The 25,789-nt window shown below is 34.5% G+C and carries 22 protein-coding genes; 11 read left to right on the top strand and 11 right to left on the bottom strand.

Features of this window, described 5'->3' with window-relative positions; all coding sequences use genetic code 11:
• Positions 1-12: 12 nt before the first annotated feature.
• Complete coding sequence (locus ACJJVJ_RS00365; protein WP_405368166.1) at positions 13-1,098, bottom strand: DUF2817 domain-containing protein; 1,086 nt, start codon at positions 1,096-1,098, stop codon at positions 13-15.
• A gap of 380 nt (positions 1,099-1,478) precedes the next feature.
• Here ACJJVJ_RS00365 and ACJJVJ_RS00360 point away from each other — a divergent pair, with 380 nt between their 5' ends.
• The 3 genes from ACJJVJ_RS00360 to ACJJVJ_RS00350 are packed head-to-tail and all read left to right on the top strand — an operon-like array spanning position 1,479 to position 3,173.
• Positions 1,479-1,934, top strand: coding sequence for a helix-turn-helix domain-containing protein (locus ACJJVJ_RS00360; RefSeq protein WP_405368165.1), 456 nt, complete (start codon positions 1,479-1,481; stop codon positions 1,932-1,934).
• Between the two features lie 38 nt (positions 1,935-1,972).
• A complete protein-coding gene (locus ACJJVJ_RS00355) occupies positions 1,973-2,344 on the top strand; it encodes a DNA topoisomerase IV (protein WP_104515880.1) in 372 nt (123 codons plus the stop codon).
• A gap of 13 nt (positions 2,345-2,357) precedes the next feature.
• Positions 2,358-3,173, top strand: a complete 816-nt coding sequence (locus ACJJVJ_RS00350; RefSeq protein ID WP_104515879.1) for a TerC family protein — start codon at positions 2,358-2,360, stop codon at positions 3,171-3,173.
• A 79-nt stretch (positions 3,174-3,252) separates the two neighbouring features.
• Here ACJJVJ_RS00350 and ACJJVJ_RS00345 read toward each other — a convergent pair whose 3' ends face one another.
• From ACJJVJ_RS00345 to ACJJVJ_RS00315, 7 genes are all read right to left on the bottom strand, one after another.
• Positions 3,253-3,564 carry an EF-hand domain-containing protein gene (locus ACJJVJ_RS00345; RefSeq protein ID WP_245890704.1) on the bottom strand — a complete coding sequence of 104 codons (312 nt, stop codon included), beginning with the start codon at positions 3,562-3,564 and terminating at the stop codon, positions 3,253-3,255.
• A 173-nt stretch (positions 3,565-3,737) separates the two neighbouring features.
• Positions 3,738-5,033: a hypothetical protein gene (locus ACJJVJ_RS00340; protein ID WP_405368163.1), complete on the bottom strand. Its 1,296-nt coding sequence runs from the start codon at positions 5,031-5,033 to the stop codon at positions 3,738-3,740.
• Positions 5,034-5,355: 322 nt separating this feature from the next.
• A complete protein-coding gene (locus tag ACJJVJ_RS00335; RefSeq protein ID WP_405368162.1) occupies positions 5,356-7,971 on the bottom strand; it encodes a hypothetical protein in 2,616 nt (871 codons plus the stop codon).
• A gap of 164 nt (positions 7,972-8,135) precedes the next feature.
• Positions 8,136-8,573, bottom strand: coding sequence for a large-conductance mechanosensitive channel protein MscL (gene mscL / locus ACJJVJ_RS00330; protein ID WP_104515876.1), 438 nt, complete (start codon positions 8,571-8,573; stop codon positions 8,136-8,138).
• A 110-nt stretch (positions 8,574-8,683) separates the two neighbouring features.
• Positions 8,684-11,335 (bottom strand): DNA gyrase/topoisomerase IV subunit A, encoded by a 2,652-nt coding sequence (locus tag ACJJVJ_RS00325; RefSeq protein ID WP_405368160.1) that lies wholly within the window; start codon positions 11,333-11,335, stop codon positions 8,684-8,686.
• A 98-nt stretch (positions 11,336-11,433) separates the two neighbouring features.
• Positions 11,434-11,658 (bottom strand): hypothetical protein, encoded by a 225-nt coding sequence (locus ACJJVJ_RS00320; RefSeq protein WP_104515874.1) that lies wholly within the window; start codon positions 11,656-11,658, stop codon positions 11,434-11,436.
• Between the two features lie 21 nt (positions 11,659-11,679).
• The gene (locus ACJJVJ_RS00315) at positions 11,680-13,536 is read right to left on the bottom strand and encodes a DNA topoisomerase IV subunit B (protein WP_104515873.1); all 1,857 of its coding nucleotides are present in this window, start codon (positions 13,534-13,536) and stop codon (positions 11,680-11,682) included.
• Between the two features lie 489 nt (positions 13,537-14,025).
• Between ACJJVJ_RS00315 and ACJJVJ_RS00310 the strand changes: the two genes are divergently transcribed.
• From ACJJVJ_RS00310 to ACJJVJ_RS00290, 5 genes are all read left to right on the top strand, one after another.
• A complete protein-coding gene (locus tag ACJJVJ_RS00310; protein WP_405368159.1) occupies positions 14,026-14,688 on the top strand; it encodes a DUF6796 family protein in 663 nt (220 codons plus the stop codon).
• Positions 14,681-16,354, top strand: a complete 1,674-nt coding sequence (locus ACJJVJ_RS00305; RefSeq protein ID WP_405368157.1) for a CRTAC1 family protein — start codon at positions 14,681-14,683, stop codon at positions 16,352-16,354. Before ACJJVJ_RS00310 ends, ACJJVJ_RS00305 begins: the two co-directional genes overlap by 8 nt.
• 1 nt (position 16,355) lies before the next feature.
• On the top strand, positions 16,356-16,613 hold the full coding sequence (locus tag ACJJVJ_RS00300; RefSeq protein ID WP_104515870.1) for a hypothetical protein: 258 nt from the start codon (positions 16,356-16,358) through the stop codon (positions 16,611-16,613).
• Positions 16,610-16,996, top strand: coding sequence for a hypothetical protein (locus ACJJVJ_RS00295; RefSeq protein WP_405368155.1), 387 nt, complete (start codon positions 16,610-16,612; stop codon positions 16,994-16,996). The genes ACJJVJ_RS00300 and ACJJVJ_RS00295 overlap by 4 nt, the downstream gene beginning before the upstream one ends.
• Positions 16,997-17,396: 400 nt before the next feature.
• Positions 17,397-19,817: a M43 family zinc metalloprotease gene (locus ACJJVJ_RS00290; protein ID WP_405368154.1), complete on the top strand. Its 2,421-nt coding sequence runs from the start codon at positions 17,397-17,399 to the stop codon at positions 19,815-19,817.
• 120 nt (positions 19,818-19,937) lie between these two features.
• Here the strand turns inward: ACJJVJ_RS00290 and ACJJVJ_RS00285 are convergent, their stop codons facing one another.
• The 3 genes from ACJJVJ_RS00285 to ACJJVJ_RS00275 form a co-directional block, all read right to left on the bottom strand.
• Positions 19,938-21,290 (bottom strand): NAD-dependent succinate-semialdehyde dehydrogenase, encoded by a 1,353-nt coding sequence (locus tag ACJJVJ_RS00285; RefSeq protein WP_405368153.1) that lies wholly within the window; start codon positions 21,288-21,290, stop codon positions 19,938-19,940.
• Positions 21,291-21,719: 429 nt separating this feature from the next.
• The gene (locus ACJJVJ_RS00280; protein WP_405368151.1) at positions 21,720-22,685 is read right to left on the bottom strand and encodes a phosphoribosylaminoimidazolesuccinocarboxamide synthase; all 966 of its coding nucleotides are present in this window, start codon (positions 22,683-22,685) and stop codon (positions 21,720-21,722) included.
• Between the two features lie 146 nt (positions 22,686-22,831).
• On the bottom strand, positions 22,832-23,782 hold the full coding sequence (locus ACJJVJ_RS00275) for a PhoH family protein (protein WP_348114943.1): 951 nt from the start codon (positions 23,780-23,782) through the stop codon (positions 22,832-22,834).
• Positions 23,783-23,932: 150 nt separating this feature from the next.
• Between ACJJVJ_RS00275 and ACJJVJ_RS00270 the strand changes: the two genes are divergently transcribed.
• From ACJJVJ_RS00270 to gldF, 3 genes are read left to right on the top strand one after another with little or no spacing between them, the layout of a single operon-like run.
• Entirely contained in the window at positions 23,933-24,769 is an 837-nt protein-coding gene (locus ACJJVJ_RS00270) for an S-adenosyl-l-methionine hydroxide adenosyltransferase family protein (RefSeq protein ID WP_405368149.1), read from the top strand.
• Positions 24,766-25,062, top strand: a complete 297-nt coding sequence (locus tag ACJJVJ_RS00265) for a putative quinol monooxygenase (RefSeq protein ID WP_104515863.1) — start codon at positions 24,766-24,768, stop codon at positions 25,060-25,062. Before ACJJVJ_RS00270 ends, ACJJVJ_RS00265 begins: the two co-directional genes overlap by 4 nt.
• Positions 25,059-25,787, top strand: a complete 729-nt coding sequence (gldF, locus tag ACJJVJ_RS00260; RefSeq protein ID WP_405368148.1) for a gliding motility-associated ABC transporter permease subunit GldF — start codon at positions 25,059-25,061, stop codon at positions 25,785-25,787. Before ACJJVJ_RS00265 ends, gldF begins: the two co-directional genes overlap by 4 nt.
• The last annotated feature ends 2 nt before the right edge of the window (positions 25,788-25,789 follow it).

The raw sequence follows: 25,789 nt of genomic DNA, 5'->3' as shown, positions 1-25,789 counted from the left end.
TTTCACAAATTATTAGTAAAAAATTTCGATATCCAAAGATTTAGACCTTATTTCTAGGTTTCCTTCAATGATTAAATCGTCATTATAATGAGGGAAATCGTTTAAATCTATTACTCTGTGACCATTTAAAACATCTTCTCTATTTATACCTATTAATATAGGTACAAAGTAAAGGACACCTTCTTTAACCTGTTCATGGTATTGCACACTTAGTGTCTGTAATCCAGATACCGATCTATAGTTCTTAACTAGAACATCTACATAAGCTTTACTCATATGCGGTATAGAGTTATAAGCATCTACCACATTAGATTCATTTACAACGAGACTATCTTGAATAGTCTTAAAAGCTATTTTTAAAGACTCATACATAAGGTCTGTAACTTGATCTCTAGAATAATCATCTCCAGAATGACCGGCTTCAAATAAGACAGTAGGCACCTGTTTACTCGTCATATAATCACCAACACAATTAATATTAAAGTCATCACTGTATCTACCTATTATACCACTAACCCTATTATTAAGTTGGCCATGGATAGCATTAATAATCTGCATAGACCTTAAACGAGCCTGAGAAATGGTTTTTTCTAAATCTCCTGCAGGGGCTAAAAATGAAATTTGAGCAGGCTGGTCTCCATCTAAAGATCCAAAAATGGTACGCTGACCATGAAGATTAAGACAATAATCTGGAGCAAAATCATCAAAAACAGATCTTAAAATTTGACTTTCTGGCTGAGTTAAATCTATCGCATCTCGATTAAGATCTACATTATTTGCATTTACACGTGTCCAGTTTTCAGATCCATCGGGATTTAAAATAGGAATAATATACAATGATATATTTTTAAGTAAACTATTAAAACTATCGCTTTTAAACAGTTTAAAAAGCGCTCTAGTAGTGCTGGATTCATTACCATGCATTTGCGACCACACTAACACTTTAATTTTTCCAGTACCCAATTTTATACCATATACAGAACGTCCATTAACTGATTTACCTATCTCAATATCTGACAAGCTTTTTTGTCCAAGAGTCTCTAAGATCGTTTTTAAAGCATCTTCAAATTGAAGGTAAGAGTAGTATCTAGATAGCATAAATGATAAAAGTTTATAAGAGTTGAAAAATCGCCTATACACAACTGTAATCGGACTATACAAATGTAAACTCTTTACTGTTTCCAAATGTAAACACCACGCTTGTTACAATTGTAAACAACGTCAAGCCTTAGTCTGTTTACAATTGGAAACATATCAGATGTTGATTAATGTAACAATCAATTCTATTTAGTATATTTTAACAATAACAATATTCTTAATAATCATTTACTACTATTTTTCAGTTTATTAGATCATCTGAAGTAAGGTAATACATTACACATAAGTAACTATAAGTACATAGATACAGATGTAACTTTTTGATATGTTTACAATAATAAACACATTTGTAAACTTCATTTAGTTTACTTTTGTAACCTATGGTGAATTCAGTAGATTTTTCAAAAAGATTGCAAAAAATCATGGATAGAAACGATTTAAACGCTTCATCCTTTGCAGAACGTATTAATGTAGGACGTAGTTCTATCTCTCATATACTGTCCGGTCGTAACAAACCTAGTCTTGATTTTGTAGTAAATACCGTGAAGGAATTTCCAGAAGTAGACCTATACTGGTTACTTAACGGTAAGGGTACTTATCCTAAATCTGACGAGGCTCCTATCTCTCCACCTACAAGAAACAATCCTGCTCCAACACCTTTACAAAAAGAACCCAGCACTACAAAAACAGAACCTATATCTACAGAGACTAACGACCTATTCTCTGCTCCTTATACAGACAATAACCCTTTACCTATTAAAAAAAATAAAGGGAAAAATATACAAAAGGTAATTTTACTATATGACGACGGAAGTTTTGAATATTTTATACCATAACTCACCTTCCAAGAATTAACTTTGTGAAAAATTATTACATGAAGTATGCACCTCTATTTTTACTACTCCTATTTTCTTTAACCAGCTGTTATGAAAACACAAGAGACTGTACAGATTTTCAAGTAGGTACTTTTATATGGGAACAAGAAAGTGGTGGTAAACTATTAAAGACAGAATTTACTAGAACCAAAGATTTACAAATCGAGAGATTTGAAAATAAAGTAGACACATCGAGAATAGAGTGGATTAATGATTGTGAATGGAGAGTCATTCCTATCGATCCTAAATCAAATGCAGAAAGTCGTGCATACCTCTTTAAAATATTGACAACTAGCAAAGATTCATATACCTTTGAATTTAAGCAGTCCGGTCGTGACCAGATTTACAAAGGAACTGCCGTTAAACAATAAACAACCCTATATAATGTTAGAAAACATTTTTACCCTACTTATGTTAGTCCTATTACAAGCTGTTTTAGGATTTGATAATCTTTTATACATTTCATTAGAATCTAAGAAAGCTCCTCAGGCAGACCAGAAAAGAGTACGTAAAGTGGGTATTCTTATAGCCATCGTTTTAAGAATCGTTTTACTCTTTGTATTGGTTTCTATTATTGACTTTTTCCAAGATCCTTTTTCATTCTTATCTGGTGGAATAGATGATATCGTGCACTTTGCTTTTAATGGTCATAGCCTTATAGTTCTTGCTGGTGGTGGTTTTATAATCTATACCGCTATTAAAGAAATATGGCACATGATCTCCTCTCCTGATTTATCTATAGGAGAAAATCCAGATGGCAAATCAAAGAAAACCGCAAATGCTGTAATTACTAGTATCGTTATTATGAATCTAGTTTTTTCTTTTGACTCTATTCTAGCCGCTATAGGACTGACTAGTGATATTGAAAACTCTGTAGTAGCATTTATTATTATGGCTATAGCGATAGTATGTAGTGGTTTACTAATGTTATTCTTAGCAGATAGAATTTCTATATTCTTAAACAAAAACAGAATGTATGAAGTACTAGGGTTATTTATACTTTTTATAGTAGGTATCATGCTAGTAACTGAAGGTGGCCATCTAGCTCATCTAGAATTCTTTGGTAATGAAATAGTCCCTATGAGTAAGACGACTTTCTACTTTGTAATCGTAGTATTAGTTATCGTGGATGTCGTACAAGGTCGCTATCAAAAGAAGTTGATAGCAGAGAATGAAGCTAAGAACAATATATCTTCATAAATACATTTCCATTAAACTAAAAAAGCGTCAGATAGTATCTGACGCTTTTTTTTATGCGATATGATGTTGAGTTATCACACTACTGTCTACCACCTCTAGGCGGCCCCTGACGGTTGCCACCACGTTCTGGCTTGGGTGCATTATTTAATTCTTCTAGACTTATGTAACCATCCTCATTGGTATCTATTTTATCAAAGTCATTTGATAAAGGTCCTTTTACTTCATCTTTAGATAACTTACCATCTTTATTGGCATCCATTTTAGTCATTAATTCTGTAGTTGCTTTAGAAATCTTAGAGTTGGCCGTTTTAGACGCTACTTCATCTTTTGAGCCACATGATGTCATAATAGCTACTGCAGCTGCACAAATAGTTATTTTTAAAATTTTCATAGTTAGAGTGTTTTATTATAATTAAGACTTTTTAATTAGTGTAAAGTTTAAAACAGGTTTGGTATATATTCCGCTTTCGCGAAAGCGAATCTTTAACATAAAAAAAAGAGCAGTATCTAGGATACCGCTCTTAACTTATATTCAGAAAGAATAAACTTTCATTTTTCTATTTCTTAAAGTTGTTTCAATTCAATAACCTTATTTAAAAGAGCTTCTAATTGTTCTATTCTTTTATTTTGTTCTTTTATTTTTGAATTGAGCTCTGTTATATACAAGAACTGCTCTTCTATTTTTTCTAAATTTTTAAGTGACGTCTCAGCTACATCTACCGTCATTCCTTGAGACTGTATATCTTCTATAGACTTTACTCCTATTAGGTGACCATTAGCTATGGCAAAAGACTCTGCCTCTTCTAGAGTTGGAAAATTATAGGTATTATTAAGATCAGAAGCACCATCATAATACATATCAAAAACATAATCTGCATAATTAGAATTAGACGCAGTTGCCAAAAAATTACGAGCTCTTACGGTTGCTTGCTCTGCACTAATTTCTTTAATATCATTAGACACCATTAACTGGTTGCTTTTATTCACATTTGCATTTACTCCTAAGGCTATTGATCTAGAATAATTAGATGATACTTTTGCATTTACTCCTATAGCAATAGATTCACCAGTTTGGGTAACAGCTCCTTTACCTATGCTTATAGCTCCATTTCTAGTAGCTTCACTCAGGTAACCTATCGATATAGCTTCTGTTGCGGTACTTTGAGCATCTCTACCTATAGAAATACCGTCTGTAGTAGCTCTAGATCTACCAGAACCTATTAAAATAGAATTATTTCCGTAAGTTTTTAGATTATTACCCAATATGACAGTCTCTGTATAACCAGTACTGTTAGTATCTGCATATTGACCTATGATAACATTATCTCTACCTCCAGAAATATTCTCTCCTGCATTTCTACCGATAAGGATATTATTGAAATTAGACAAGATTTCAAATTGCCCTTTCTGAGACATTCTAAATATTTCTTGATTATTAACCCTAAAGTCTAATTCTACAGCATCTGTTGTACCTATAAAATTTGTTCCAGATGATAGTCCATCATTTCCTTTTACTTTCCAACCTTCAGAAACATTACTTGATGAGCTATTAAAAGGTATCCAGTTACTTAGGTTATTATCCCAATAGTAAAAGCCTCTTTCATAAAGTTCATTAGAACCAGTTATATTTCTAGTTATATTATTATTTAAATATACAAGCATAGAATGCTGTGCCACTCCAGGATTTGTATTAGGAAAATTACTTATTCTAGGTATCAATATCCCAGTCTCACTTGTAGGAGAACCTGGAACCGTTGCTACTATTTCTAAATCTGCTTTAGGATTAACAGTGTTAACTCCTACCTGACTGATACTTAGAAGCGGTATAAATAATAAGAACGATCTTAATAAAGTTTTCATTTAAATAGTTTTGATTCTCTGCAATCTAATGCCCTTACATTCTTTTAATAAAAAAGAGAATTCTGAAATATAAAGATGCGATTAAACGTGATTTTAATCGGCTGAAGTGACCTAATCTAACCTTTTTATAAAACCGTTTAAAGACTAGGAAATCGTACAATTAGATAATTGTGTTGTATTTTAATAATTCAACACAAACCATTTTATACTATTTTCATCATCAAACAGATTACTTTTAATTAATTATAAGTAAGGTTTGAAACAAAAAAAAGGACAACATCAATGAATGATACTGTCCTTTTCTCTTTGAGAGAATGAAATCTTATTTAGATTCTAAAGCCATTATACGCTTCTCTAATTCGCTTACCTTATCTAATTGATTTTCTAAAGCTTCTATTCTTAGATTTTGTGCTTTTATTTTAGAATTAAGTTCTGTTATATATAAAAATTGCTCTTCTAATTTTTCTAAATTTTTAAGAGCCGTATCAGTTACATTAACCGTCATACCTTGAGCCTCAATATCTTCTATGGATTTTACACCAATTAAGTGACCATTTGTTTTAACGAAGGCTTCTGCTTCTTCTAGAGTTGGGAAACTATAGGTCTTACTAAGCTCAGAAACACCATCGTAATAGATATCAAAAACGTAATCTGCATAAGTAGTGCTAGATGCAGTAGCTACATAACTATTTGCAGTTATAGTTCCTGTAGTTTTAATATTTGCTGCATTCGCTTGTATTTCTGAAATATTACCTAACATTAATTGATTATCCTTAGTAGTTATCGCTCCATCGCCTAAAGCAATAGATCTTTTGTGTTTTACCTCTGTATTTGCTCCTAATGCCATAGCATTTTCAGAATTAGAGGTTGCTTTTGCATTTGCTCCTATCGCAATATTTCTATTACCTGTAACACCGCTGCTTTGACCTATTGAGATACCATCAATACCAGTAGAAGTAGCATTTTTTCCAAGAGAAATAGAAGCGTTTTGAGAAGCGATAGCGTTAAAGCCTAGAGCGATAGCATCTAAATTTGATGCATTAGCCTTATTACCTAAACTAATAGAATTGTTTCCAGATGCTATACTTTCAGACCCTAAAGAAGTACTTACTAAGCCTGTTGCTTTAGATTTAAATCCTAATGAGGTAGAACCTACCTGAGTAGATGAAGATTCAAAACCTACTGCAACAGATCTGGCTGCATTTGCCTCACTATCTCTACCTATTGCAAGAGCATCTTCCTCTTGAGCTTGAGAACTAAAACCTATAGCTATTGCATAACTTCTTATGGCTTTTGCATTATGTGCTATTGCAACTGATCCCAGTCCAGTAGCTTGTGATGCATTACCTACAGCGGTTGATGATTCAGTTGCATCTGTATTTGAACCTATTGCTACTCCATTTGCTCCATTAACATCTGCATTATAACCTACAGAAGTGGTAAAGCTAGCATTAGAATTTGCGTTACTACCTATTAATACCGAAGAGTTTCCACTACTATTTGTCGTATCTCCTATAGTTACAGAATTATTACCAGTACTTGTACCAGAACTACCTATGGTTAGCGCATTGCTACCATCTGCTTTTGCACTATTACCTATTGCTATACCATCGTTAGAAGATGCTTCAGAAAGAGAACCTACAGCAATACTATTAGAACTAGATGCCGTTGAGTTACTACCTAAAGATAAAGAACTTGCACCAGTAGCAATAGCGTTAAATCCTACCGCAGTACTTAAATTTCCTGTTGTTCTAGCCCTGTGACCTATTACTACAGAGTTAGCTGTTGATGTCGAAGTAGCGTCTGCATTAAAACCTATAAATACATTACTTGCTCCTGTAGTAGGTGTTTTACCAGAGTCTGCACCTATAGCAACCGTCTGACTTCCCCTAAGTACTATAGCAGCATTATCACCTATTATAACATTATCATTTCCTCCTGTATTTGCAATCAAAGAATTTTTACCTAAGGATATATTTCTTTGCCCACCTGAGTTAGCTAGTTGGGATCTATATCCTAAAGCTATATTTTCCTTACCACCATCATTTTCTTTTAACGCCTCGGCGCCTATAGCTATGTTATCATCACCACTTCCATTATTTTGTAAAGCATCAATTCCTACTGCAACATTGCGATCTCCACTATTACGTGATAAAGCTCCTACACCTATAGCAGTATTACTATCTCCTGAGGTACCATACCTCATTGCGTCGTTACCTATAGCCGTATTCTCATCACCATTTGTATTGCTTTGTAACGCTTCATCACCTATAGCAGTATTAAAATTACCTGTTATATTATCTGTCATAGCTAGTGTCCCTATCGCCATATTATCTCTACCTGTGGTAGTAGCTTTACCAGCTTGATAACCTATAAAGACATCTTGCTCTCCTTTTATGCTCCCACCATCTGTAGGATTATAAGACTCACCTGCTTCAAAACCTATGAAAACAGATTTATCCTTGACGAACACTTCTAATTGTCCAGTTTGTGACATTCTAAATTTAAGATCATCATTCGTTCTAAAATCAAGATCTTGAGCATTAGTTGTACCTAAAAAATTTGTTCCAGAAACAGTATCGTCATTACCTTCTGTAAGCCACCCATTTGAATTACCGCTAACTTCAAGTTTTATCCAGTCTGTGCTTAAAAAATGCCAGTAGTAAAAACCTACAGGATAATCCTTTGCACCTGATCCTGTGATATTTCTATTTACCGCTGTGTTTAAGTAAACTAACATAGAATTTTGTTCTATGGTAGGGTTTGTAGTTGGAAAATTTGATACTCTAGGTAATAATATACCAGTCTCACTAGTCGGAGAACTTGGTATAGTTGCCACTACATCTATATCTGCTTTAGGATCTATAGTATTAACACCTACTTGTCCTAAACTTAAAAAGGGAATTAATAAAAGTATAGCTTTTAATAAAAATTTCATTTGAAGGGATTTTAATCGCCTGCAAACTTAATCCCTAGATTAGGTGTAGATTGAAATTCAAATTAAAAAAAAACATAAAAACGTTAATATGTTAATTTAACAGTTTAAATCACTAATAATAAGTGTATTCCTACTTTTAAAGCTAGATAAAAAACCATTTTAATTTATTTTTTACTCAACAATTGATTCTGCTCCTTCATTAACTCTTTTAAATCATTAAGTAATTCTATATCCTTAGGAGTTACGACTTTCTTATTTTTAGGATCTTGAGCATTATTACGTAACCTATTCATTAATTTTATGACTATAAAAACCGTAAAACCTATTACTAGAAAATCTATGCTCACATTTACTAGTTCTCCATAATTTATTGCTATTTCTTTAGCCCGATCTCCGGTAGCTCCTTCAATAGCTTCTCTTAAAACATACTTTTTATCTTCATAATTAACTCCATCTGTTAAATAAGATAAGGGTGGTAATAGCACTTTCTTTACAAGAGTTTGCACCACATTATTGAAGGCTGTACCTATTATGATACCTACCGCCATATCTATCATGTTTCCCTTAACTGCAAATTCCTTGAATTCTTTTAATAACCCCATTAATGTAAGTGTTTTATAAGTTGTAATTATCTCGCTTTCGCGAAAGCGGTATTGAAATAAAAAAAGCGATAAATATAGAATTTATCGCTTTTAAAAATTTTATAATAATCTTAAAATAAAATAGACTGTCCAGTATCATCTATTTCAGGATCTGGAGCATTAGGATCTTTAGGAACATCACTATCAGTAGTATCACTTTTAGGAGTTATTTCTTCCTCAACGACCTCTTCTGGAATAGCCTCTACTGGTGTAAAAGGTATGGGATCTAATAAATTTATTTGCTTTACTTTAGCCTTAGTAAGCATATTTCCTTGGGCAGCTATTCCTTTTATAGCAATAAATTCTTCTAGATTGATCTCTTCATTATCAGGTTGTTCTTTACCTCTAGGCTTGTTAAAAACAAGTTCGGCCATGGGTTTATAATCTGTCGAGACTACTTCTAGATACGACCCTTCATGATCTGGAATAAATGACTCTTCACGTTCTTCATTTTCCATTAAAAAACGTTTTACATAATACAAATCTCGCTCTCCATTAAAATAAATAGCGGTAAGTGGTTTATTAGGTATCCATTTTTCTAGAACTATCGTATCGTCGTCAAATCTTGCTGTAACCTCAGGAATAATAGTTTTAATAATACCTTTTTGAGTTATAATCAATAAACGATCTTCTCCTCTAAATTCACCTAATAACTCACCTCTTCCATCTACGTTAAGACGTTGCACTGTATCATCAAACCATATTTTACGTGGTTTTAATGTAGAAACTCCTTCTTCTTTAAGATCTACTCTTTTGATATTATACTTAGTTACTAGATTACCTTTTGAAGAACGACCTTTAATTAAGATGTCCGAAAAATCTATATCCCACTTGATCTTCTTGATGCTACCTTGCTGCCTTAGGCTTACCGTCACCACCTCGGCCTCACCATTAGGGTTTGCACTAAAATAATGCATGAGCGAACCTTTATCTGCCTTACCCATAGGATATTCACGATCTCGAGTAACACTAGTTACTGCAAATCTTTTTATATAACTAGGTCCTGTTTTACCATCTCTATAAATGACATTATATATGGTACGCTTATCTTTTTTCTTAAAAACAGCTACATGAACGATGTTTTTACCTATAAAAGTTTTTGCATCTACTTTAGTAACCATCATAGTTCCTTCTTTTGTAAAGCATATGATGTCATCAATATCAGACACATCGCCTACATACTCATCTTTCTTAAGTGTCGTACCTACAAAACCTTCTTCTCTATTCACATAGAGCTTTGTACTACGTATAATCACCTTAGAAGCTACGATGTCGTCAAAGGTCTTTAATTCTGTTTTACGTTCTCGACCGTTACCATAATCTTTTTTAAGTTTAGCAAAATAATCAATAGCAAAATCGATCAAATGCTCTAGATGGTGTCTTAACTCTGCAATGCGGTCTTCTAAAGCATCTATTTTTTGTTGTGCTTTATCTATGTCAAATTTAGAAATACGTTTGATACGTATCTCTGTTAATCTTGCGATATCTTCTTCGGTAATTTCACGTTTTAAATGACCTATATGAGGTTTTAAACCTCTGTCTATGGCACTTAAAACACCTTCCCAAGTTTCTTCCTCTTCTATATCTCTATAGATACGGTTTTCAATAAAAATACGTTCTAGTGATGCAAAGTGCCATTGCTCTTCTACCTCATGTAGTAATATTTCTAATTCTGCTTTTAGTAATTCTACAGTATGGTCTGCACTGCGTCTCAGCATTTCTGACACACCTACAAATAATGGTTTGTTATCTTCAATTACACAGCTTAAAGGAGAGATACTCACCTCACAGTTAGTAAATGCAAATAAAGCATCCATAGTTTTATCTGGAGATAAACCTGCTGGTAAATGGATCATAATCTCCACGTTTGCAGCCGTATTATCTTCTATTTTTTTGATCTTGATCTTTCCCTTCTCATTTGCTTTAAGAATAGAATCTATCAAAGAACTAGTCGTTGTGGAAAACGGGATTTCAGTAATAACAATACTATTCTTTTCTGGAGAATGCATTTTTGCACGCACGCGTACTTTTCCACCTCTTAAACCATCATTATAATTAGAGATATCTGCCTCTCCACCAGTCGGAAAATCTGGATAAATTTTAAAGCGCTTACCTTGTAAATGCTTTATAGAAGCATCTATTAATTCATTAAAGTTATGTGGTAAGACCTTTGTAGATAATCCTACGGCGATTCCCTCAGCTCCTTGGGCAAGTAAAAGCGGAAATTTTACAGGCAAATTAATAGGTTCTTTACGACGTCCATCATAACTAGATTGCCACTCGGTAATTTTAGGATTAAAGAGTACTTCTAGACCAAATTTTGATATACGGGCTTCTATATAACGAGATGCTGCAGCAGGATCTCCAGTAAGGATATTACCCCAGTTTCCTTGCATGTCTATCAACAAGTCTTTTTGACCTATTTGCACCATCGCATCACCTATACTCGCATCACCATGTGGGTGGTACTGCATTGCGTGCCCTACTATGTTTGCTACTTTATTATAACGACCGTCATCTAAATCTTTCATAGACTGCATGATACGACGTTGTACTGGTTTAAAACCATCTTCTATAGCAGGTACAGCTCGTTCTAGAATAACATAACTGGCATAATCTAGAAACCATTCTTTGTACATGCCCGTGACACGTGTTATGGTTTCTGTAGATTGCTCTTCTACGTTTTCTCCTAAATTTTCTAACTCTTCGTTTTCTTCACTCATAGGACACTAGTCCGTTATCAGTTAATTCTCTTCAGTTAATTAATAACTGTTTATTCTATTATCGTTCCGCTTTCGCGAAAGCGGAATTAATTAAACCACTATTTATTTAAAAAATCATCACCTCTAGCAGTAATTGCTTTAAAGATAAGCAGCCCAGCAGCAATAGCCCAAAACATAACTGAAATTACAATTAATTCTGGCCCACCAAAATGACTGTTTTCACCTAAAGGAAATGCCCAATGCAATATCTTAAATAATGCTCCAATTATATAGAACAATACAGCTATTACTGCGACTATTACTATGTGTTTATATTTAATCATTGTTAAATAATAAGTTATATATCACTGATCTTCAACAACATCAAGCTCTACCTTAAGGTTATTAATAATAAACTCCTGTCTATCTGGTGTGTTCTTACCCATATAGAATTTTAATAAATCTTCAATACTCATACCATCGTCCAGCATGATAGGGTCTAGGCGTATATCTTCTCCTATAAAATGCACAAATTCATCTGGGCTTATCTCTCCAAGTCCCTTAAATCGAGTTATCTCAGGGTTTTTACCTAACTCGGCAAGAGCTTCTGCTCTTTCTTCTGGTGTGTAACAATATCTAGTTTCTTTCTTGTTTCTTACTCTAAAAAGTGGCGTTTGTAAAATATATAAATGTCCTTTTTTAATCAATTCTGGAAAAAACTGAAGAAAGAACGTTATTAATAACAAACGTATGTGCATACCGTCTACATCGGCATCTGTTGCGATTACTATTTTATTGTAACGCAGGTCTTCCATACTCTCCTCTATATTTAGGGCTGCCTGTAATAGATTGAACTCTTCGTTTTCATAAACAATTTTCTTGCTCATGTTATAAGAGTTTAATGGTTTACCTCTTAAAGAAAATACTGCCTGAGTGTTTACATTACGAGATTTTGTAATCGATCCACTTGCACTATCTCCCTCGGTAATAAATAAAGTACTATCTAGATTATTTGCTTTTTTAGTATCCCCTAAATGTACACGGCAGTCACGTAATTTTTTGTTGTGTAAATTAGATTTTTTTGCACGATCACGAGCTAGCTTTCTAATTCCAGACAGTTCTTTACGTTCTCTTTCTGCCTGTATAATTTTGCGCTGTAAAGCCTCTGCTACATCTGGATTCTTGTGTAAATAATTATCTAAATTTGTTTTAATGAAGTCGTTAATAAAGGTTCTTACCGTAGGTAAATCTCCTCCCATTTCTGTTGAGCCTAACTTAGTTTTAGTCTGTGATTCAAAAACGGGCTCCATTACCTTTATAGCAATGGCACTAACTATAGACTTGCGTATATCACTAGCGTCATAACTCTTATTATAAAACTCTCTTATGGTTCTTACCACGCTTTCTCTAAATGCTGCCTGGTGTGTACCACCTTGCGTCGTATTCTGACCGTTTGCAAAGGAGTGGTATTCTTCACTATATTGAGTTCTACTATGTGTCATAGCGATCTCAATATCTTCAGACCTTAAATGTATGATAGGATATAATCTATCTGTCTCTGTTATAGTCTCTCCTAGTAGGTCTTTTAAACCATGTTCTGAGAAGAATTTCTCACCATTAAATATAATAGTAAGACCTGGATTTAAGTATACGTAGTATTTTAACATACGTACAACGTACTCTGGCCTGTATTTAAAGTTTTTAAATATGTCAGAATCTGGCACAAAAGTCATTTTTGTACCCTTGCGTCTTGTGGTTTCTTCTAGAAAATCTTTTCCGGTTAACTCACCTCTTTCAAATTCTGCACTAGCACTTTTACCTTCTCGAGAAGATTCTACTCTAAAATAAGAGGATAAAGCATTAACAGCTTTTGTACCTACACCATTTAAACCTACTGATTTTTTAAATGCTTTAGAATCATACTTACCACCAGTATTCATCTTTGAAACTACATCCACGACCTTACCTAGAGGTATACCACGACCGTAATCACGTACTATAACACGTTCTCCTTGTATGGATACTTCGATAGTTTTACCTGCACCCATGACATACTCATCTATAGAGTTATCTATAACTTCTTTAAGTAAGATATAAATACCATCATCTGCACTAGAGCCATCTCCCAGCTTCCCGATATACATTCCGGGACGCATTCTTATGTGTTCTTTCCAGTCGAGTGAGCGTATATTATCCTCGGTATATTGTGTTGTTCCGTCCATTAAAGTAAAATCTGTGGTATGTGGAAATATAAGAATTGTACTGCTTTAATTCCTAGTCTAAAAAGCTATTTTAATTAACATATTTTAAGTTATTACTGTGAATAAAAATAGTTAATCATTATAGCTAGGAATTTGAGGTGATTTAGAATCAACTTAATTGCTATTTCATCGATTTAAAAGATAGTCATTAACCCTTTTCATTTGAATTCAACAGTCGTCTAGACGACAACTTTAAAAATAAAAATAGTAAATTTTTATTCACAAAATTTGTTATGTTTTTGTGATAAAAAACTCTAAAAACCGTATTTTTAACGACATATGCGATCTCTTTGTGATATGTTGAATTATGTATTGCAAATTTGATCTAAAAACTCCTCTATAAGTAAGTTAGCTTTACATGTATATACAAATACCTTTTGATTTTTATTGTATCATTGTAGCGTTGTGGTAATTAATTCATCATTACTAAATAATTAAAATTCAAATATAATGACTACAAAAACAGCCCAAATATTAGGCTTTTCAGGTATTCTAGCCTCTATACTTGTAGGAGCTGGAGAATACCTACTTCATTACTCTCCACAAATTATGGGAGAATCTGAAAATTATAACTTTTTCTCTTACGTCCCTTTAAGTAATCTAAGTTTAGGACATACCCTAGCTATGATAGGTTTACCTTTTTATTTTGCTGGGTATTTTCATATTTATTACATGCTTAAAACTGGTAATAAATTACTCGCACAACTAGTACTTGCAACAGGTTTTATAGCATTTGCCATAGGTGGTGTATGGATAGGATCTAGAGCTTCTATTGGTAATATTGTACACCTACAAGACAGTATCAATCCTACAGATTATAAAAATCTCATAGATCATTATACGGCACACATGGAAGTACTGGTTCAGGTATTGAGAATAGTTATTGCTGTTCTTTCTATCCTCTTTATTATTGCCATACTTAAAGGAAGTACGCAATACAAAAAATGGATGGCCATCTTAAACCCTATTACCATATTAATTGCACTCGTTTTAATAGGCTTTGCTTTACCTAGTATAGGACAGCATATCATCCCTATTCTCATGAATGTTACTCATTTCATATTATTTACCATTTCACTTATTCAACTTTACAAAAACAATCGCCATGTTTAAAAAAATAGCTTTATCCCTACTCGCAATAATTGTTATTGCTTTAATTTTCATTTTCGGTAAGTTTTGGCTCGATGCCACTACCGACAAATATGATGTAGAGATTGCTGAAGATCAAATACCGCTATTTGAATCTGTTGCCATAGATTTTACTCACAAACACAATGGTGAGAAATCATTACCTCTAGCATCTTCGGCTCTTATAGATATTGACAATGATAATGTAGATGAGTTATTCTTCGGTGGTGGAATGTCTCAAGACGATGCTTTATTTGCTTACCGTGATGGACAATTTGTTGAAATAAGCGCAACTGTTAATCTACCTAAAAAAATAGATAGCACTACTACTCTAGCTGCAGTTAGTGCAGACTTTGACAACAATGGTTTTACCGATTTAATGATAAGCCGTGAAAACGGATTGGTAATTTTTTACAACACAAACGGTAAATTCACAGAGACTGTAATAGACACGCCTGTTAATGAAAAGTCTACACCAGTAGGTATTACCGTAGGTGATATTAATAAAGATGGACTCTTAGACATTTTCTTGTCTACCTATTTACGCAAAGAATTAATGGAAGGTCAGACCATTTTTGAAGACTATACCTATGGTTCTACAAGTGAATTGCTACTTAATAATGGTGACAATACTTTTAAAAGTATCACTAAAGAAGCTGGACTAGATTATATACATAATACTTTTCAAGGTTCTTTGATTGATATCGATAATGATTCTTGGTTAGATATAATCGCTGTGCATGACACTGGAGAAGTAAGAACTTATAAAAACAATGGAGATCTTACTTATACCATGGTAGATAACCCTATCACAAATAGGTTTGCTTACCCTATGGGGCTTGCTATAGGAGATTATAATAATGATGGCCTTGTAGATTTCATGTTTTCTAACACAGGTAGTACCGCTCCTGTCTTTATAGTAAAAGGAGATATAAAAGATGCCTCTTTATTCACTGAGAAATGGATTTTATTTGAAAACCAAGGCGACTTTAAATTTAAAGACGTTGCCCAAGAAGCTTTAATAGCCGATTATGAATTTTCATGGGGTGCGGCATTTGCCGATATGAATAACGACGGTCTTCAAGACTTAATGGTTGCCGAAAACTACATAGATTTCCCTATGAGTAAAATCTTTAAATTAGATGGACGTCTTTTAATCCAGAAAGAAGATCATACGTTTGCTCCAGGTATTAAGAAAGGTGGTGCTACTAATCCTACATATGCTATCACTCCACTAGTTAGTGACTTTAATAAAGACGGACACTTAGATCTTATATGGGTTAACATTAATGATCAGGCCAAAGCCTTTATCAATAAAGGAAATAATAAAAACAATTATGTTCAAGTACACCTTGCAGATACCGGTAAAGAAATAGGAGCAAAAATCACCGTATATCTTAAGGATAGAAAATTAACAGACTGGCTCGTTACCGGAGAAGGACTCGTAAGTGATCAAACAGCGTTAGTTCATTTTGGTTTAAAAAACGACACTCAAATAGAAAAAATAACTATAGAATACATAGACGGTACTATAGATACTGTTAACAATCCTGCTATAAATACAGTGGTTAATGTTGCACTTCAAAAAGTACAAGATATAGAAGACACTGATTCAAACACAGACTTAGATTTAAACGAAAATACTTTATAACATGAATTTGATATCGATACTAACAGGTAGTAAAAAAGACGAAGTTCTAGAAGGATATTGCCCTAACTGTTGGGGTGATCAAGAATATGGTAACCTTGTAAGAAAAAAATTTAAAGACTCTCAAATAGATGTAAATAACCACAACGAGAGATATGCATTTATTCAAGAGTTTATGGTTACTCATCTTAATGGTATTAAATTAAAAAGCACCGTTAATGGATCTGAATGTCCAACTTGTGTGATTAATTCAAGTAAATGATATTCAAAACATTCTTATCATACCTTATCACTCTCCTGCTACTCATAGGATTATGGGGAGCAGGTGGACTGGTTTTAGAAGAGTTAAAAACGGGCAACGGCTGTCCTAAAATAGCCTTGATACCAGCTTGTATCATTATATTTTTCTGCTTTTTAATACCAGCCATATCTCACTTAACACGTAAGAAGACAGTATTTTACTACCTCTTCACAACACTTGCTTTTGGTATAGCCGCAGTAGCATCATATCTACAATTTAACGATCTAGCACAATGCCCTAAAATGGCAAATCTTACTCCTATGTGCTATATTTCACTTCTTATTTTTTCTACTCTGATCATACTTAAATACGTAGAGCAAAAAGTATCATTGCAATATAAGTAGTTCCGCTTTCGCGAAAGCGAGATTACAACAACTCTAGTCTCAACAACAAACATTACATCACAAAGTCAATTCATCAATCAAATAAGATGAAACGATATCATACATCGATGAAATACACATGGATAAAGTTAAAATTTAAATTAATTATGGAGTAGAATATTATCTTCATTTTGAAAGTCAGAGTTTTAGACATCTTTATTAATATAAATTTAACAAACTGAAAACAAACATATTAACCTACTAAATCAGTAGGTTAATAAACAGCGCGCAGCTTCAATATCAAATTGATAATTAGTAAGCTTATTTCATACACTATTCATAGCATAATAGATACTTTCATTGCATTATTATCAAAAGGTTCTACATTAGGCAACATATATACTAATTAAAACCCCCTATAATGAAAAAAAACTTTACTCAATTAGCACTTCTAATAGCAGTTCTTTTTACTGCGGTTAGTTTTGCTCAACAAAGAGAATGCTCGACTCATAACGACCTGGTTCTCGCTATGTCCCAAGACCCTGCACTAGCAAGAAGCGTAGCAAATGCAGAGCGGTTTACTCAACAAAAAGCAAACCAATTGCTCACTCAAAAATCTGTAAATGGTAGCGTGATCACTATCCCTGTAGTCGTTCATGTACTTTATGCAAATTCAACTCAAAACATTAGTGTTGCTCAAATACAGTCTCAGATAGATGTTCTTAATGAAGATTTTAGAAGAACAAATAGCGATGCAGATAATACCTGGTCACAAGCTGCAGATATGCAAATAGAATTCTGTCTGGCGCAAGTAGATCCTAATGGAAATGCAACTAATGGTATAACAAGAAAAGCTTCGTCGGTAACTTCATGGAATACTACTCAAAACAGAATGAAAAATTCGGCAACAGGTGGAGTTACACCATGGGACACCACACAATATCTTAACATGTGGACGGTATCTGCCTTAAATAGTAACGGTCAGGCAGGTATTCTAGGTTATGCTCAATTTCCTGGTGGCAACCGTGCAACAGACGGTGTGGTAATGGGTTATAATTACTTCGGTCGTACAGGTGCTGTATCTGCTCCTTTTGATGGTGGTAGAACGACTACTCATGAAGTAGGACACCTTTTTGGTTTGCGCCATATTTGGGGCGACGGTGGTTGTGGTGTTGATGACTTTGTAAGCGACACACCAGAATCTGACGCTTCTAACGGCGGTTGTAACACAGGACATGTTTCTTGTGGATCTGTAGATATGGTGCAAAATTACATGGATTATTCTAACGACTCTTGTATGAACTTATTCACGGTAGGACAAAAAGCACGTATGAGAGCTAATTTATTAAATGGTGGTTTTCATTCTGCTCTTGCATTATCAACTAAATGTACACCTCCATCTGGTGGTGGCGGTAATGATACAGGCTGTAACAGTACTATAGATAGTTTTCCATACTCTAACGGTTTTGAAAGCTCTCTAGGCGGCTGGACACAAGACACTGGCGACTCACTAGACTGGACTAGACAGTCTGGCGGGACACCTTCTAGCAGTACTGGTCCTAGCGCTGCAGACCAAGGTTCTTTCTATGTATTTGTAGAGGCATCTAACCCTAATTTTGACAAAACTGCTATTTTAAACTCTCCATGTTTAGATTTTGCTAGCGGTTCTACTCCTACCGCTACATTTAAATACCAGATGACTGGAGACGCAGTAGGTACTTTAAGATTACAAGCTAGAGCAAGTGGCTCTACATCATGGTCTACTGTATTTACTAAATCTGGTGATCAAGGTGCAGCCTGGTTAACAGCTAGTGCTGGTTTATCAGCAAATACAGCACAAGTAAGACTCGTAGTAGATACAGCAAGCTCATGGCAAGGTGATATTGCGGTAGATGCATTTGGTATTACAACAGCTACTTCTGGTGGCGGTGGTTCTACCGGTTGTGTAAATGGCGTTTCTTCCTTCCCTTATTCTGTAGGTTTTGAAAATACTCTTGGACAGTGGTCTCAAAATGGAAGTGATTCTCTAGACTGGTCGTTACGAACTGGAGGAACTCCATCTTCTAGCACAGGTCCTAGTGCCGCTGCACAAGGTTCTTATTATATATATGTTGAGGCATCTGACCCTAACTTCAGTAAGACAGCTTCTTTAGACTCTCCTTGTTTTGATCTTTCTAGTGAGAGTAATGCGACACTATCTTTTCAATACCAAATGACTGGTAATGCCGTAGGTACTTTAAAAGTAGAAGCGAGTACAGGTGGTTCATATACAACTATATTCACTCAGTCTGGTGATCAAGGTGCGGCATGGAAAACGGCAAGTGTTAGCCTCGCAGCCTACGCTGGTGATAATTTACAGTTAAGATTAACAGTAAACACAAGTACTTCATGGCAAGGTGATATCGCTGTAGATGATCTTAAAATAACTAATGGTGCTGCGTCTAATGATAAGTGTGCTGGCGTACCAGCTTACAACAGTGCAAACAGCTACTCTGTAGGAGATCAAGTAGTATATCAAAATGTTCTTTTTGAGAGAGAAGTTTCTTCGTGGGTAAATTTAGGAGAATGTGGTACAGCAAGAACTGCGGTAACGGCAAGCAAAGTCGCTATACCAGGTAATGAGATTAACATCTACCCTAACCCTGTAAGCGGTTCTCAATTATTCACTACAGCGACTGGTGAAAAATTAACTTATACGATTTATAACTTAACTGGTCAACGAGTTGCTGCTGGCGTGGTAAATGAAAAGTCTATCGATGTGGCTGCTCTTCAATCAAATGTTTACCTTATTCAAATCAATGACGGTGAGCAAATAGTAACTAAAAAGTTTATCAAGAAGTAATTCTAATTATCTTTTAAATTCAGAAAGCCTGTCAATTGATTTTGACAGGCTTTTTTTTACTCTTTTTTAAAGAGATATGTATGATTATCTCGCTTTCGCGAAAGCGGAATTATTAAAAATCTATGCGATCACTACGGTCTTGATATTCACAAACTCTCTGATACCGTAATGAGACAACTCTCTACCGAAACCTGAAATACCAGTACCTCCAAAAGGCAATGCTGGATGACTCGCTACTTTATGATTTATAAAAACAGCGCCATCCTTAATTTGTGTAGCTAGGCTTTCCATTTTTTTCAAATCTTGAGAAAAAAGACTTGCTCCTAGACCAAATTTTGAATTGTTCACCATTTTAATAGCTTCTGCCTCTGTTTTAAAAGTGCTTACTGCCATAAGAGGTCCAAAAGTCTCATCTTTAAAAACGGGCATATCACTAGTCACATCTGTTAAGATGGTAGGTACAAAATAAGCCTTGTCTCTAGAGCCACCATAATGCAATTCTGCACCTTTATCTATAGAGGCATTCATTAATTCTTCTAGCTCTTCAGCCAGATCTTCTCTAGCCATTACTCCTATATAAGTGTCCTCATCTTTAGGATCTCCTGATGTCAGTTCCTTTACTTTGTTAGTGAATTTTTCTAGAAACTCGTCAGCAATATTTTCTTGTAGTAACAGGCGTTTACCGGCTATGCAACTTTGCCCTGTGTTTTGAAATCTAGCTTCTACACAAGTTTGTACTGTCTTATCAATATCTGCATCATTAAAAACGACTAGTGCATTATTACCACCTAATTCAAGGACTGCTTTTTTAATGTTTTTTGCTGCAGTAGATGCCACTGCTGCACCTGCAGGTTTTGAACCTGTAAGAGTAACCGCTTTTATAATTTTACTTTCTATGATCGCTTCTACCTCATCACTATTAATAACAAAGTTTTGAAAACAACCTTCAGGAAAACCAGCTTCTAGAAATATATCTTCTATTAACTCTGCACAACCCATAACGCTACTAGCGTGTTTTAAAACACCCACGTTACCAGCCATTAGTGCAGGCACAATAAAACGGAATACCTGCCAGAATGGATAATTCCACGGCATTACAGCTAGTACAACACCTATAGGCTCAAAAGTTACATATGATTTAAAATGCTCAGTTTCTACGTGTTCTTTAGCTAGGTAACCTTCTGCTTTTTCTGCATAGAAATCACATAACCAGGCACATTTTTCTAACTCAGCTCGAGATTGTGCAATAGGCTTACCCATCTCGTCAGTCATTAACACAGCATAGCTGTCTGTATTTTTTCTAAGCAACTCTCCTACTTTACGTATGTGCTCAGCACGATGTTCAAAACTCGTATTTTTCCAGTCTTCAAAAGCTAACTGAGCTATATCTAACTTTGCTTTTATCTCTTTTTTGCTAAGCTCTTGATAATCTTTAAGTTCTTTACCTGTATATGGATTTATGGTTGTTATCATTTTTTTATTTTAAAAATACAAATAGAAACGGTTTGGAAACTAAATGTTTAGAAGGGTTTAACTATAGATTTTAAATAAATTAACAGCTGAATAGTCAACAGTTAATTAATGTTTTTTTCTGTTTAATTCTGAATTCTGACCATGAAACCTAAACGGTTCTCTTTCAGATAAAAATAACCATCAAAAAAATAAAAGCTTTTAAAACCTTAGTCCAAAGCTTTCTCCTTTTGTAAAGGGGGAAATTTAATTTGCTTGCGAATTAAATAAGGGGTTTGCGGTGATGGAAATTATAAAGAATACCAATTTTATCATCGATTCAAAAATCGCATCAAACCCTTTTGGTTTTCAGCAAAGCAGAATAACCTATTTTCCCTTCGTCTGAAGGGAAAATAGGTTATTCTGATAAGTTAAAAGGGTATAGAGGTAATATTAATTGTTTTTCATCCACTCCACTACATTAGTCTCTATGCGAGTCATAATGTCTGTTGTGTTTGCTTTTTCAAAACTCTGTCCTGTTATATTCTCGTAAAGTTCAATATAACGCTCACTTACAGATTCTATATATTCATCGCTCATCTCTGGAACTGTCTGACCTTCTAGTCCTTGAAAGTTGTTAGAAATTAACCACTGACGCACAAATTCTTTACTTAATTGTTTTTGAGCTTCTCCTTTTTCCTGACGTTCTTGATAACCGTCTGCATAGAAATATCTTGAAGAATCTGGTGTGTGAATCTCGTCTATCAAGACTATTTTACCATCTTTAGTTTTACCAAATTCATATTTAGTATCTACAAGAATTAAACCTCTTTGTGCCGCTAGTTCTGTACCGCGTTCAAATAAAGCCTTAGTATATTGTTCTAGCACTTCATAATCTGCTTGAGAGACTATGTTCTTAGAAATGATATCTTCTCTAGAAATATCTTCGTCATGGTCACCCATCTCTGCCTTAGTAGCTGGTGTGATGATAGGTGTAGGAAATTTATCGTTCTCCTTCATACCTTCTGGCATGGCTACACCACAAAGCAATCTTTTACCTGCTTTATATTCTCTAGCTGCATGACCAGACATATAACCACGTATCACCATTTCTACTTTAAATGGCTCACAAAGATGTCCTATAGCTACATTAGGATCTGGAGTAGCAATTAACCAGTTAGGGACTATATCTACAGTAGCTGCCATCATTTGAGTAGCAATTTGATTTAAAATTTGTCCTTTAAAAGGTATTCCCTTAGGCATTACTACATCAAATGCGCTCAATCTATCACTCGCTATCATTACTAACAACTCGTCATTAATATTGTAAACTTCTCTTACTTTTCCTTTATAAACACTTTTCTGGTTAGGAAAGTCGAAATTAGTATCGGTAATGGTTGCAGCTGTTTTGGTTGCCATGATTAGATATTTTGTCTTAAGCAAATTTCTACAATTAGTTTGATTTTAGCGTACGTATCTCTATTTTTTTAATCAAGTTATCTACTAGATATGAGCAATGGGGTTTTTAATAGTTCCGCTTTCGCGAAAGCGGAATTACTATTCTATTAATTACTATTCTCAATATTCTTGTAGGCAGAAACGACTTTTCTAACAAGTCTGTGACGTACTACATCGCTGTCGTCTAGGTACATCATACCGATACCGCTTATATCTTTGAGAACAAGAAGTGCTTCTTTAAGTCCTGAAGTTACACGTCTAGGTAAGTCTATCTGTCCTGGGTCGCCGGTAATGAAGAATTTTGCGTCCTTACCCATACGAGTTAAGAACATTTTCATTTGGGCATGAGTGGTATTTTGAGATTCGTCTAGAATCACATAGGCATTATCTAGCGTTCTACCTCTCATGAAAGCAAGAGGTGCAATTTGAATCGTCCCTTTTTCTATATACGTAGCAAGTCGCTCTGCAGGAATCATGTCTCGCAATGCGTCATAAATAGGCTGCATGTATGGATCTAGTTTTTCTTTAAGATCTCCAGGTAAAAACCCTAAATTCTCTCCTGCTTCTACTGCTGGACGTGTGATAACGATACGTTTAACACGTTTTTCTTTGAGTGCTTTTACTGCCAGTGCCACTCCTATATAGGTTTTACCGGTTCCTGCTGGACCTACGGCAAAGACCATATCGTTTTTCTTTGCAAGTGCTACTAGCCTGCGCTGGTTAGGTGTTTTGGGACGTATCAACATACCAGAATTACCATGTACTAAGATGTCGTCATGGTTCTTACTTAGGTCTGCATCATTGCTATCAGTAGTAAGAAGACGCTCGATGACGTTCTCGTCCATTTTATTATACTTTGCAAAATGCGCAAGTAGCATCTGTATGCGTTTATCAAATTCTTCTAACTGTTCCTCATCTCCAAAAACCTTCATAGTACTACCACGAGCGACTATTTTAAGTTTTGGAAAATGAGATTTTAAGAAAGCAAGGTTTTTGTTTTTAACTCCAAAAAATTCTCCTGGATTAGATTCTGACAGGTCAATGATAAGTTCGTTCAAAAGCAGTAAATTATATAAGTAATTACGTGTTTAATTTTATAATTTTGTTTATCGATGATAAACAGCTTGAAAGTAGTAAAAAATCGATCGTTAAATAGGTATCTCGCCTATTTTTTAACCATAATTTAATTAACAACATTTATATTCTTTATGCCTATAATAACCCTTACGACCGATTTTGGCTGGAAAGACCCTTATGTGGGTGCGGTAAAAGGTGCTATTTATAAAGAGATAGAAAACGTGAACATAGTAGACATTTCTCATGAAGTGTCGCCTTTTAATATTGCTGAGGCTGCATACATTATAAAAAATGCTTACCATTCTTTTCCTGATGGTACGATACATATTATAGGTGTTGATGCAGAGCATACGGTAGAAAATATACACATAGCCGTTTTACTTAACGGCCATTATTTTATATGTGCAGATAACGGTGTGCTGGCATTAATTATGAATAAGCTACATCCTGAAAAACTAGTAGAGATTAATATTCATGATCGCATCTCTTCTAATTTTACGACGTTAAACGCTTTTGTAAGTACTGCGTGTCACATAGCTCGTGGCGGTACTCTTGAGGTTATAGGTAAACCTATTTCTAGAATTAGAGCACTATCTGGTGTTACTCCTAAAATCTCTGATAATAAAAACGTGATCCATGGTCAGGTTATTTATATTGATAATTATGGAAACTCTGTTTCTAATATTACCGAAGATATTTTTAATGAGGTAGGAAAAGGTCGCAAATTTGAGATATCTGCTCGTAATGAGCGTTTTAATAAGATCTTTAAAAAGTATAGTGATATCGTTAACTTTGACGATGAACAGAAGAAACGAGATGTAGATGGCAAAGGTCTCGTTATTTTTAACAGTGCTGGTTATTTAGAACTGGCTACATATAAATCAAATCCGCTTACGGTGGGCAGTGCTAGTACCTTATTCGGTCTACAAATTAATGCTCCTGTGATTATAACTTTTATAGAAGAATGATAGTACGTATAGTAAACATGCATTTTAAAGAAACCTCTGTAGGTAAGTTTCAAAATATGTTCGACGCATATAAAGAACAAATAAGAAATCAGCCTGGTTGTAGTTTTCTAGAATTATATCAAGATAAGGATGATGCACAGCGCTTTTACACCTATAGTTATTGGGAAAATGAAGAGGCTTTAAATAAATATAGAAAAAGTACGTTATTTGAAGAAGTATGGCCACAGACTAAAGCTATGTTTGATGAAAAACCGCAAGCCAACTCTGTGGTAAAAATTCACAGCCTTTTATGAAAGCAATTTTCCTCAAAGAACTCACAGGATTTTTCTCTAGTCTGACTGGTTATCTGGTTATAGCTATATTTTTATTGATAACTAGTCTCTTTGTATTTGTTTTTAAAGGCGAGTATAACGTGCTAGATTATGGATTTGCAGACCTTGCTCCTTTCTTTCTAATTATTCCCTGGCTATTCATGTTTTTAATTCCTGCCATTACTATGCGCAGTTTTACCATAGAACGCAATCTAGGAACTTTAGAAATGCTTACCACCAGACCTATTTCTACTAGAGGTCTTATAGGTGGTAAATATCTAGCTGCTTTAGTTTTAATTATTATCGCATTGATTCCTACCCTAATTTACGTGTTAAGCGTTGGACAATTAGGAGAAATTACTAATAATCTAGATTATGGTAGTACATTAGGTAGTTACCTAGGTGCTGTATTGTTAGCGACTAGTTACACGGCTATAGGTATCTTTAGCTCTACCGTTACATCTAACCAGATCGTGGCATTTTTACTCGCTGCGGTACTTTGTTTTATTCTTTATTTTGGTTTTGATGGTCTGTCTAGTTATTTATCTGACAGTGATTTTCTGGCCTCTCTAGGTCTTAAATATCACTATGAGAGTATGGCCAGAGGTGTTATCGATACTCGTGACGTGATTTACTTTGTTAGTGTTGCTGTTTTGTTTTTCGCTTTAAGCGAAATTTCACTAAAATCAATCTTCTCAAAACGTTAATC

The sequence above is a fragment of the Nonlabens sp. Asnod2-A12 genome (assembly GCF_045063745.1).
Classification (GTDB): Bacteria; Bacteroidota; Bacteroidia; order Flavobacteriales; family Flavobacteriaceae; genus Nonlabens; species Nonlabens xylanidelens.
The sequence above is the reverse complement of the archived record's forward strand: the minus strand, read 5'-3'. Positions and strand labels throughout refer to the sequence as shown.